General features: G+C 71.7%; 9 protein-coding genes. 7 read left to right on the forward strand and 2 right to left on the reverse strand.

Annotated elements, in window-relative coordinates:
- Window positions 1-279: alpha/beta hydrolase (locus tag ABWK99_RS08430; protein ID WP_372594254.1), on the forward strand; the 279-nt coding region annotated here is incomplete at its 5' end.
- 19 nt (window positions 280-298) lie between these two features.
- Here ABWK99_RS08430 and ABWK99_RS08435 read toward each other — a convergent pair.
- Window positions 299-727, reverse strand: a complete 429-nt coding sequence (locus ABWK99_RS08435) for an iron chaperone (protein WP_372594255.1) — start codon at window positions 725-727, stop codon at window positions 299-301.
- A 194-nt stretch (window positions 728-921) separates the two neighbouring features.
- On the opposite strand from ABWK99_RS08435, the gene ABWK99_RS08440 reads away from it, so the two are divergent.
- From ABWK99_RS08440 to ABWK99_RS08460, 5 genes are all read left to right on the forward strand, one after another.
- Window positions 922-3,522 (forward strand): hypothetical protein, encoded by a 2,601-nt coding sequence (locus ABWK99_RS08440; protein WP_372594256.1) that lies wholly within the window; start codon window positions 922-924, stop codon window positions 3,520-3,522.
- A 133-nt stretch (window positions 3,523-3,655) separates the two neighbouring features.
- On the forward strand, window positions 3,656-4,978 hold the full coding sequence (locus tag ABWK99_RS08445) for a serine hydrolase domain-containing protein (protein ID WP_372594257.1): 1,323 nt from the start codon (window positions 3,656-3,658) through the stop codon (window positions 4,976-4,978).
- A 57-nt stretch (window positions 4,979-5,035) separates the two neighbouring features.
- Complete coding sequence (locus ABWK99_RS08450) at window positions 5,036-7,411, forward strand: ATP-binding cassette domain-containing protein (protein WP_372594258.1); 2,376 nt, start codon at window positions 5,036-5,038, stop codon at window positions 7,409-7,411.
- A 148-nt stretch (window positions 7,412-7,559) separates the two neighbouring features.
- Window positions 7,560-9,134, forward strand: coding sequence for a sodium-dependent transporter (locus tag ABWK99_RS08455; protein ID WP_372594259.1), 1,575 nt, complete (start codon window positions 7,560-7,562; stop codon window positions 9,132-9,134).
- The gene (locus ABWK99_RS08460) at window positions 9,131-9,259 is read left to right on the forward strand and encodes a methionine/alanine import family NSS transporter small subunit (RefSeq protein ID WP_372594260.1); all 129 of its coding nucleotides are present in this window, start codon (window positions 9,131-9,133) and stop codon (window positions 9,257-9,259) included. The genes ABWK99_RS08455 and ABWK99_RS08460 overlap by 4 nt, the downstream gene beginning before the upstream one ends.
- A gap of 37 nt (window positions 9,260-9,296) precedes the next feature.
- On the opposite strand, the gene ABWK99_RS08465 is transcribed toward ABWK99_RS08460, so the two are convergent.
- Window positions 9,297-10,322 carry a LacI family DNA-binding transcriptional regulator gene (locus ABWK99_RS08465; RefSeq protein WP_372594261.1) on the reverse strand — a complete coding sequence of 342 codons (1,026 nt, stop codon included), beginning with the start codon at window positions 10,320-10,322 and terminating at the stop codon, window positions 9,297-9,299.
- A gap of 126 nt (window positions 10,323-10,448) precedes the next feature.
- Between ABWK99_RS08465 and ABWK99_RS08470 the strand changes: the two genes are divergently transcribed.
- A complete protein-coding gene (locus ABWK99_RS08470; RefSeq protein WP_372594262.1) occupies window positions 10,449-11,378 on the forward strand; it encodes an ROK family protein in 930 nt (309 codons plus the stop codon).
- Window positions 11,379-11,482: the final 104 nt, after the last annotated feature.

Here is an 11,482-nt window from a genome sequence, read left to right on the forward strand (position 1 = left end):
CGAGGCGAGCTGGAGCGGGTCACGGAACGCTCCCTCGCGAGCTTCGACCTCGGACCGCTCGGGGTGGACGGATCGATGCCGGACACCTTGGTGGTGCACGACAGGGCCGACAAGGAGACGCCGTACCGGGTCGGTGCGCAGATCGCGAGCGGCTGGCCGAACGCCCGGCTCCACAGCACCGAGGGCCTCGGCCACCAGCGGATCCTCGCCGACCCCGTGGTGGTGGACGAGGCGATCGGCCACCTGACGCGCCGGGCGCCCGTCGAGCGCGGCCGCTGATCGACCGCGGGCACGGCCGTCACCCCACGGCGGCCCTCACGAGTGCCACCACGCGGGCCTCGACCTCGGGCGTCCATGCCGTGAGCGCGTAGGACACCGGCCACATGTCGCCGGCGTCCAGGGCGGCGTGCTCCTGGAACCCGAGCGTGGCGTAGCGGTAGGAGAACTTCGCCGCGTCCTGGAAGAACACCACGACCTTCCCGTCGGCGTTCGCGTAGGCGGGCATGCCGTACCAGGTCCTGGCCGAGAGCCCGGGAGCGTTCGCGGTCACCGCGGCGTGCACCCGCTCGGCGAGGACGCGGTCGGCAGGGGCCATCGCGGCGATCTTGTCGAGCACCGTCTGCAGCTCGTCCGCCTTCTTGGCGCCCTTCTTGCCCTCGGCGCGCAGCTCGGCAGCACGCTCCTTCATCGCGGCGCGCTCGTCGGCGGTCCATCCGTCCTCGGCCATGGTCACCCTCCCCGCTCGGTCGCGTCGGGCGTCGGGCCGTCGCGTGGCTCCCAGGCTAGGGGCGGGCCGGCCCCCGGCGCCGCGCCCGCGGCGGATCGGGCGGGCAGGATCTGCCTGCCGATCGGGGATGACAGCGCTTGCATACCTCGGTACCCTGAGAGCCTCCACCGCCGTCCCGCCAAAGGAGGCCCGACGTGCCTGCCGTCTTCCCCGAGGTCAGCGACCTGGCCGGCGTCACGACGGGCGACATGCCCGGCGACAGCGTCCAGGTGACCGAGGTGCATCTCGCCAAGGCCCGCACGCTGTTCCCCGTCCTGTGGGAGAGGCTGGAACCCCTGCTGGCGTCGAGCCCGCACCACCGAGCGGTGGTCGCGGTCCACGGCGGGTCCGGGGTCGGCAAGTCCGAGATCGGCTCCCTGCTGGCCCACGGCCTCAACGCGAGCGGGGTCGGGGCCTACGTGCTCTCCGGGGACAACTACCCCCACCGCGTCCCGGCGGCCAACGACGCCGAGCGGCTGCGGGTCTTCCGGGCAGCGGCGACCCGCGCGCTCGTGGACGCGGGGCTCTACGACGCCACCGTCCGCACGGCTCTCGCCGGGCTCCAGGCCGCCGACCGGGACGCCGAGCCGGCCGAGGTCGCCGAGCACCCCTGGCTGTCCACCTACCTGACCGCCGGGCGCGCGGCGCTGGCCGACTACCTCGGCACCCCGCACGAGATCGCCTTCGACGAGCTCAGCGCCATCCTCGAAGCCTTCCACGACGGCGCACCCCGGCTGATGCTCAAGCGGATGGGCCGCACCGTCGACCAGCTCTGGTACGACGAGGTCGACCTGCGCGACGTCCAGGTGATCGTCCTGGAGTGGACCCACGGCAACAACGAGCACCTGCGCGGGGTCGACCTGCCCATCCTGCTCAACAGCACCCCGGAGGAGACCCTCGCGCACCGCCGCTCCCGCAACCGGGACGGCGGTGTCGACAGCCCGTTCACCACGATGGTCCTCGGGATCGAGCAGGAGAAGCTGCACGCCCAGGCGCGCCGGGCGGCCGTCATCGTCGCCAAGTCCGGCGAGATCCAGGACTACGCGACGTACCTCGCCGCCATGGGCGAGGGCGGTCCCGACGCCGGCCCGATGATCAACGTCTACCCGGACTCGATCGGGGGCACCCTCGGCGACGTCGCCGCCTTCCTGCGCCGGCCGGAGCTGACCGACGCCTTCACCTCGGCCTACCTCCTGCCGAGCGTCTTCAACACCGACCTCGACCGCGGCTTCTCGGTGATCGACTACCAGCTCAGCGACCTGTACGCGACGCGCGCGGACCTCGACGCGCTCGCCGAGGCAGGGATCAGCCTCAAGCTCGACTTCATCCTCAACCACGCCTCGGTGCTGTCCCCGCAGTTCCAGGACCTGCTGGCGCGGGGCGAGGAGTCGCCGTTCGCCGAGTTCTTCATCGACTGGAACGCGTTCTGGGCCGGCCACGGGCAGATGACGCCGGAGGGCTTCGTCCAGCCGGACCCCGAGCTCCTCGAGGACATGTTCTTCCGCAAGCCGGGCCTGCCGATCCTCATGGTCCGCCTGCCCGACGGCTCCGAGAAGCCGTACTGGAACACCTTCTACCAGGAGGTCCGGTACACCGCCCCCGACGCCCAGGACCTCATGGCTGCGACCGGGATGCAGTACGGGCGCGCCCACCTGCTCGCGGAGCGCCTCGCGGCGACGCTCGCGGACGGCGGACGGCCGGGCGACGTCGACGCGAGCGGGTTCGAGGACGTGCGGGACGCCGTCGTGGACCTCGTCGAGTCCCGCCGTCGCTACCTCGGGCAGATGGACCTCAACATCGCCTCGCCGCTGGTGTGGGAGTTCTACGCCGACACGCTCGACACGCTCGCGGGCTACGGGGCGCAGATCGTGCGGCTCGACGCCTTCGCGTACGCGCCCAAGGAGCCGGGCCTGCGCAACTTCCTCAACGAGCCCGGGACGTGGGACCTGCTCGCGCGCGTCAAGGAGCTGGCCGACGCGCGCGGTGTGCGCCTCCTGCCGGAGATCCACTCGACCTACGCCGCGAAGATCCACGAGACCATCGCCGCGCAGGGCTTCATGACCTACGACTTCTTCCTGCCGGGGCTCGTCATCGACGCGTTCGAGCAGCACGACGCGACGGTCCTCAAGGGGTGGATCGCCGAGGTGCTGGACAAGAAGATCCGCACCGTGACCATGCTGGGCTGCCATGACGGCATCCCGTTGCTGGACCTCGAGGGCCTGCTCAGCGGGGACCGCATCCAGGCCCTGATCGACGTCGTCAAGGGCCGCGGCGGCTACGTCAAGGACCTGCACGGAGCCAAGAACATCTACTACCAGGTCAACGCGACGTACTACTCGGCGCTCGGCGAGTCCGACGCCAGGATGCTGCTCGCCAGGGCGATCCAGCTGTTCGTCCCGGGCAAGCCGCAGGTCTGGTACCTCGACCTGTTCGCCGGTGCCAACGACCACGAGGCAGTGGCGAAGGCAGGGCCGGGCGGCCACAAGGAGATCAACCGCACCAACCTCTCGACCGAGGACGTCGAGGCGGGGCTGCAGCGGCCCGTGGTGCAGCGACAGCTCGAGCTGCTCCGGTTCCGGTCGACCTTCGAGGCGTTCGGCTTCGACGCCGAGTGCGAGGTCGCGGACACCGAGCCGGGCCGGCTGCGGATCACCTGGACCCGCCGGGGCGCGACGGCGACCCTCGACGCCGACCTGGTGGCCGAGACGTTCACCATCGAGGCGACCGACGCCGCAGGGGTCGCGCGGAGCGTCTGAGCGGGGCGGCCCCGAACCGGCCGCGCCACCCCGGCGCAGCGCGTGGGAAGGGATGGCAGGCCGGACCGGAGTGCGGGTGCCCCACGGCTGCTGAGGTCTCCCCGTCGGCCGACGCGGCCAGTAGCCTCGGCCCATGCTCACCCGCGGACGGGTCCTGCTGGGCCTGGTGCTCCTCGTCGTCGTCGTGGTGGTGGGCGTGTACTGGTACGAGCGGCCGCTGCTCCTCACCGCCACGGGCTACGCAGCGCACAACGCCTGCGCGGTCGAGGGGATAGCGCAGCGCAGCGACCCGCAGGCCGACCTCCCGGAGAACCCCTTGGTGCCGGTCCTGCGGACCAGCTCCGACGGCGACCGGACGGCGGGCTCGATCCTCGGGGTGCTCGCCACCCAGCGCGCGGTCCTCACGGAGGGGTTCGGCTGCACCCTCACCGACGAGGCGCCGACGCTCCCGGCCCCCGTCGAGGTCGATCCCGGGGGCAACCCGTTCGCGGACGCGCCCGCACCGGCGATGAGCCCCGAGGTGGAGGCGGCGCTCGGTCGGGCCTTCGGCGACGGGCTCGACGCCGACGCCCGGGCCGCCCTCGGCACCCGCGCCGTCGTCGCGGTCCGCGGCGGTGAGCTCCTGGCCGAGCGCTATGCCGAGGGCTTCGACGACGCGACCCCCCAGCTCGGCTGGTCGATGAGCAAGAGCCTGACCAACCTGCTGGTCGGTCGCCTCGTCGCGCAGGGACGACTCTCCCTGGACGACGACCACCTGCGTGCGCAGTGGACCGACGAGCGCGCCGAGATCACCGTGGAGCAGCTCCTGCGGATGACCAGCGGCCTGGAGTGGAACGAGACCTACGACCTCGGCACGGCCATCACGCGGATGCTCTACCTCGAGCCGGACATGGGCGACTACGTCGCGGCACAGCCGTTGGCGCACGAGCCCGGGACCTACCAGCAGTACTCCAGCGGCAGCACCACCCTGCTGTGCGACATCCTGCTGGAGCGCACGGGCTCCGACGCCAACCTTCCGCGAGAGGAGGTCTTCGGTCCGCTGGGGATGTCCTCCGCCGTGCTCGAGCCGGACGCCTCCGGCACGCCCGTGTGCAGCTCCTACCTGTGGGCCACGCCGCGGGACTTCGCCGCGCTGGGTCAGTTCGCCCTGCAGGACGGGGAGTGGGCAGGCGAGCAGCTGCTGCCGGCCGGCTGGATGGCACGGTCCACCACCGCGGTCGACGTCGAGACCGAGGACCCCGGCTACGGCGCAGGCTGGTGGGTGAACACGCTGCCGGACGGCACGCCGGTGCACCCCGAACTTCCCGACGACGCCTACTTCGCCCAGGGGCACGACGGTCAGTGGATCGTCGTGGTCCCGTCGGCCGAGCTCGTCGTCGTACGGCTCGGCTTCAGTCCCGAGGTCGACGACGAGGGCGTGGTCGCGCTGGCGGCGACGCTCGTCGACCTGTCCTGAGGGCGCGACGCGTACCTGCGCCCGACCGCCACCCCTGAACCGGATCGAGGAGGCCCGATGAGCAGGACCGAGAGGACGGCCGTACCGTCGCACGCCGCCGACAGCCACGACCTCATCCGGGTCCAGGGCGCGCGGGAGAACAACCTCAAGGGCATCAGTCTCGAGATCCCCAAGCGCCGCCTGACGGTGTTCACCGGGGTCTCCGGCTCGGGCAAGAGCTCCCTGGTCTTCGGCACGATCGCCGCGGAGTCGCAGCGGATGATCAACGAGACCTACAGCTCCTTCGTGCAGGGCTTCATGCCGACGCTCGCCCGGCCGGAGGTCGACGTCCTGGAGGGGCTGACGACGGCGATCCTCGTCGACCAGGAACGGATGGGCGCGAACGTCCGGTCCACCGTCGGCACGGCGACCGACGCCAACGCGATGCTGCGGATCCTGTTCAGCCGGCTCGGGCAGCCGCATGTCGGCTCGCCGCAGGCGTACTCCTTCAACGTCCCGTCGGCCACGGGGGTCGGCCAGATGAAGGTCGATCGTGGTGCGGCGACCACGGCGGAGAAGCGCACGTTCTCGGTGACCGGGGGGATGTGCCCGCGCTGCGAGGGGATGGGCTCGGTCTCCGACCTGGACCTCGCGCAGATGGTCGACGAGAGCAAGTCCCTCGCCGAGGGTGCGATCACCGTGCCCGGGTACAGCGCGGACGGGTGGTACGGGCGGATCTTCTCCGCCGTCGTCCCCGGTGACGTGCCCGTCTCGCAGTTCACGAAGAAGCAGCGCCAGGAGTTCTTCTACGGCGAGGCCCGCAAGATCAAGGTCGAGGGCATCAACCTCACCTACGAGGGGCTGGTCCCGAAGATCCAGAAGTCGATGCTGTCGAAGGACGTCGACGCGATGCAGCCGCACATCCGTGCCTTCGTCGAACGGGCCGTGACCTTCCAGGCCTGCCCGGAGTGCGAGGGCACCCGGCTCGCTGCCGCCGCACGCGCCTCGAAGGTCGCCGGGATCAGCATCGCCGATGCCTGCGCGATGCAGATCAACGACCTCGCGGTGTGGGTCAGAGGCCTGGACGAACCGAGCGTCGCGCCCTTGCTGCGCGGACTGGCCCACCTGCTCGACTCCTTCGTGGAGATCGGGCTCGGCTACCTCAGCCTCGACCGGCCCGCCGGGACGCTCTCCGGCGGAGAAGCGCAACGCACCAAGATGATCCGGCACCTCGGCTCGTCGCTCACCGACGTCACCTACGTCTTCGACGAGCCGACCGTCGGTCTGCACCCGCACGACATCCAGCGGATGAACACCCTGCTGCTCCAGCTGCGGGACAAGGGCAACACCGTGCTCGTCGTCGAGCACAAGCCGGAGATGATCGTCATCGCCGACCACGTCGTCGACCTCGGCCCCGGGGCAGGGACGGCGGGCGGCGAGGTCGTGTACGAGGGCGACATCGCCGGGCTGCGCACCGGCGGGACGCTCACCGGCCGGCACCTGGACTACCGCGCACGGGTCAAGGCGGCGGTGCGCGAGCCCACCGGGACGATCGAGGTGCGGGGTGCCAGGACGCACAACCTCAAGGACGTCGACGTCGACCTCCCGACCGGAGTGCTCGTCGTCGTCACCGGAGTCGCGGGCTCCGGCAAGAGCTCGCTGATCCACGGATCGGTGGCCGGGCGCGAGGGCGTCGTGGCGATCGACCAGGCAGCGATCAAGGGCTCACGCCGCAGCAACCCCGCGACCTACACCGGGCTGCTCGACCCGATCCGCAAGGCCTTCGCCAAGGCCAACGGGGTCAAGCCCGCCCTGTTCAGCGCGAACTCCGCCGGCGCCTGCCCGGTGTGCAACGGCGCGGGACTGATCTTCACCGACCTGGGGTTCATGGCGACCGTGAGCACCGTCTGCGAGGAGTGCGAGGGCAAGCGGTTCGACTCCTCGGTGCTCGAGTACCACCTCGGTGGCCGGGACATCAGTGAGGTGCTGGAGATGCCGGTCACCGAGGCCACGGACTTCTTCGCCGAGGGCGAGGCCAGGACTCCTGCCGCCCACACGATCCTCGAACGCCTCGAAGACGTCGGCCTCGGCTACCTCGCCCTCGGCCAGCCGCTCACCACGCTCTCCGGGGGCGAGCGGCAGCGCCTCAAGCTGGCCACGCACCTGGGGGAGAAGGGCGGTGTCTACGTCCTCGACGAGCCGACCGCCGGCCTGCACCTGGCGGACGTCGAGCAGCTCCTCGGCCTGCTCGACAGGCTGGTGGACTCCGGGAAGACGGTCATCGTCATCGAGCACCACCAGGCCGTGATGGCGCACGCCGACTGGCTCGTCGACCTCGGCCCCGGAGCCGGGCACGACGGCGGGCGGGTCGTCTTCGAGGGCACCCCCGCGGAGCTCGTTGCCGCCCGTTCCACCCTCACGGGTGAGCACCTGGCCGCCTACGTCGGAGGCTGAGTCCGGCCGGCGCCCCCGGGCGACCGTCTTCCCCTTCGGTCCTCTCTGTCGCCCCGGTCGGCTCGCCCGCTACCTTCGCCCTGGGACGGCAGGGCCCGCACGGGGGTCCGGAGCCGCCGTCCCGGTTCGTGAGAGAGCGGAGAGCGACATGGCCAGCCCGTCCGAGGCAGCGCATCCCCCCGAGGCCCACCGCGGCGCGTTCTCGTCGCGCAGGGTCTTCATCCTCGCTGCGATCGGGTCCGCCGCCGGACTCGGCAACATCTGGCGCTTCCCCTACGTGGCCTACGAGAACGGCGGCGGGGCGTTCATCCTGCCGTACCTCGTCGCGCTGCTCGGGGCCGGCATCCCGTTCCTGCTCTTCGACTACGCCATCGGTCACCGGTTCCGCGGGTCGGCTCCGCTGTCCTTCCGCCGGATGAGCCGGACCGGCGAGATGCTCGGGTGGTGGCAGGTGGGGATCTGCGCGGTGATCGGCGTGTACTACGCCGTCATCATCGCCTGGGCCCTGCGGTACACGATCTTCTCCACGAACGAGGCCTGGGGCGACGATCCCAACGGCTTCCTGTTCGGCGAGTTCCTCCAGGTCGCCGATCCGGGCATCGGCCTGGACTTCGTCCCCGGGGTGCTCGTCCCGCTGATCCTGGTGTGGGTCGTCGTGCTCGTCATCCTGGGCCTGGGCGTCCAGCGCGGGATCGGGGCGGCCTCCGTGGTCTTCATCCCCTTGATGATCGTGGCCTTCCTCGCACTCGTGGTGCAGGCACTGTTCCTCCCGGGCGCTGCCCAGGGTCTGAACGCGCTGTTCACCCCTGACTGGGCAGCGCTCGCCGACACCGGAGTCTGGGCGGCGGCGTTCGGGCAGATCTTCTTCTCCCTGTCCGTCGGCTTCGGGATCATGATCACCTACGCCTCCTACGTGGGGCGCCGCACCGACATGACGGGTTCCGGCCTCGTCGTGGGCTTCTCCAACTCCGCCTTCGAGCTGCTCGCCGGGATCGGGGTCTTCGCCGCGCTCGGCTTCATGGCCCAGGCCAACGGGGTCAGCGTGGACGAGGTGGCCACCAGCGGCCTCGGCCTCGCGTTCATCGCCTTCCCTGCGATCATCTCCGAGGCGCCGGCCGGTGCCCTCATCGGGGTGCTGTTCTTCGGGACGCTCGTGCTGGCCGGCATCACGTCGCTCATCAGCGTGATCGAGGTCGTCATCTCGGGCGTCCGGGACAAGCTCGACCTGAGCCGCACCGCCGCGACCCTTGCCGTCGTCGTGCCGTCCGGGCTCGTCAGCGTCCTGCTGTTCGCGACGACGACCGGCGTGCCGATCCTCGACACGATCGACTACTTCATCAACCGCTTCGGCATCGTGCTCGTGGCCGTGGTCACCGTTCTCGTGGTGACCTGGGCCTACCGCGAGCTGCCCGACCTGCGCGCGCACATGAACCTGACGACCTCGTTCCCGCTGGGTCGCTGGTGGATGGTCCTGGTCGGTGGCCTCACCCCGCTGGTGCTGACCTTCATCCTGGTCCAGGAGTTCCGTGACGCCCTCGCCGAGCCGTACGGCGGCTACCCGGCCTGGCTCCTCACCTTCCTCGGCTGGGGGTCCGCTGTCGGCGTCATCGTCTTCGCGATCGTCGCGGCGCTCCTGCCCTGGAGCAAGCGCACCCGACTCGACAAGCCAGCGTCGCTCGTCACCGTGACCAGCGACCGCAGCAGCGGAAAGGCGGAACGATGAGCGGATCTGCCGTCGTGATGATGATCGTCGCCATGGTGGTCATCTGGGGCGGGCTCGGGCTCGCCGTGGTGAACCTCTCGCGGTACAGCGGTGAGGAGCCGGGCGAGGCCCCCCGCGACCTGTAGGGCGCCGGGCCGGGTGCTCCCGGTCCTCGATCGACGGTCAGCGGACCGAGCGCTCCGAGCCGCGCAGGACGAGGCGGGTCGGCAGGACCACCTGCTCGAGCGCCCGGCCCGGGTCGTCGAGCCGGTCGAGGGCGAGGCGCGCAGCCGTCTCGCCCATGAGCTCGGGATCGTGGGCCACGACGCTCAGCCCGAGGGCGTCGGCGAGCTCGACGTCGTCGAAGCCGATCAGGCCGGTCGTGGTCGCGTTCCGGCGGATGGCGGTGAGGGCCCCGATGGTCGCGCGGTTGTTCCCGGCGAAGATCGCCGTCGGCGGGCGTGCACCGCTCAGCAGGCCACGGGTGGCGGCCTCGGCGGCCGCGACGTCCGGGGCGTCGGTGCGCACCAGGTCCGGATCGGCCGTGAGCCCGCGTGCGGCGAAGGCGTCGAGGAACCCGCTGCGGCGCTCGCGGTGCGTGGACAGCCGCGAGGTGCTCCCGACGAAGCCGATCCGACGGTGCCCGGCGTCGAGCAGGGCGAGGGTGCCCGCCATCGCCCCGCCGTGGTTGTCGAAGACCACCGAGTCGGACGAAGCGGTGGACAGCGGCCGGTCCACGGCGACGATGGGCGTGCCGAGCTGGCGCTCGCCGTCGAGGTAGGCGTGATCCTCGGCGATGGGGACCAGCAGCAGCGCACGGACGCGGCGCTCGAGCATGGCCGCGACCACCGCGGGCTCCTGTCGCGACTCGTCGTCCGTCGCCGCGATGACGAGGGTGAGCCCGCTCCGCGCGATCGTGCGCTCGACCCCGGCCGCGACGGCGGCGAAGAACGGGTTGGTCAGGTCGCCGATGACGAAGGCCACCGTGGAGGACACCCCGCCGGAGCGCAGCTCGCGCGCCACGGAGTTCGCGCGGAACCGCAGCGTCGCCGCCGCTTCCTGCACCTTCGCGCGGGTGGACGGGGACACGTGCGGGCCGCCCGAGATCACCCGGGAGACGGTCTTGGTGCTGACTCCCGCGAGGCGTGCGACGTCCTCGACCGTCGCACGGGCGGTCACCTGCGGCCGCTCGCCCTCCCTCGCTGTCACGCGCGCATCCTCGCACGGCACGACGGGCGGACGCAGGGCGGTTGACAACGTGGGACAAGGTCGGTTGGGTGTGGCCCGGAGCGCGTCACGCCGTTCCGTCGGCCGTCGGCACCGAAGGGGATCGCTGTGCTCGTAGGGATCGAGACCGGAGGGACGAAGATCGTCTGCTCCGCGGGCACCAGCCCGACCGATGTCGTCGACGTCCGGACCTTCCCGACGGAGGACCCGGGGACGACCCTCGCTGCGGTCACCGGCTTCGTCGCGCGCTGGCGGCGCGAGGCGGGGATCGAGGGCGTCGGGATCGGGTCGTTCGGCCCGGTGGATCTCGATCCGCTGTCGACGACCTACGGCCACATCCTGCAGAGCCCCAAGCTGGCCTGGCGCGGGGCCGACGTCGTCGGCCCGATCGCCGACGCGGCCGGTGCCCCCGTCGCCATCGAGACCGATGTCACCGCAGCCGCCATCGGGGAGCTGCGCTGGGGAGCCGGTCAGGGGCTGACGGACCTCGCCTACGCGACCGTGGGCACGGGCGTCGGGGTGGGCGCTGTGGTCCAGAGCCGGCCGCTGCACGGCACGGCCCATCCCGAGGCCGGGCACCTCATCGTCCGGCGCCATCCCGAGGACACCTTCGGCGGGGTCTGCCCCCTGCACGGGGACTGCCTCGAGGGGCTCGCCTCCGGCCCCTCGGTCACGGCGCGGTGGGGCCGTCCCGGAACCGAGCTCGGCGACCTCCTGGACCGGGCCGTCGAGATCGAGGCCTCGTACCTGGCCCAGCTCGTGTGCACGCTCGTCTACGTCCTGTCGCCTGCGCGAATCGTGCTCGGTGGGGGAGTGCTCGGCACGCCGGGTCTCCTCGACGCCGTCAGGGTCCAGGCGGCGGCGCTGCTCGGTGGTGCTCTCGGGGCCCACCCGGCCTCGGACCCCGCCAGCGACTTCCTGTCCCTCCCCGGGCTCGGTGGGCGGGCCGGTGCGGTCGGCGCGCTGACGATGGCGGCCGACCTCGCCGCGAGCCGCCCGGCCCCAGCAGCACCGTCCATGAACGAGGACCTCTCATGACGACTCTTCCCCCGCTCCTCCTGGAGCCCCTGCTGGTGCCCAAGCCCTGGGGCGGTCGCCGTCTCCGGGACCTGGGGCGTGCCCTTCCGGACGGGGTCGACATC

The sequence above is a fragment of the Actinotalea sp. genome (genome assembly GCF_041597215.1).
GTDB lineage: Bacteria > Actinomycetota > Actinomycetes > Actinomycetales > Cellulomonadaceae > Actinotalea.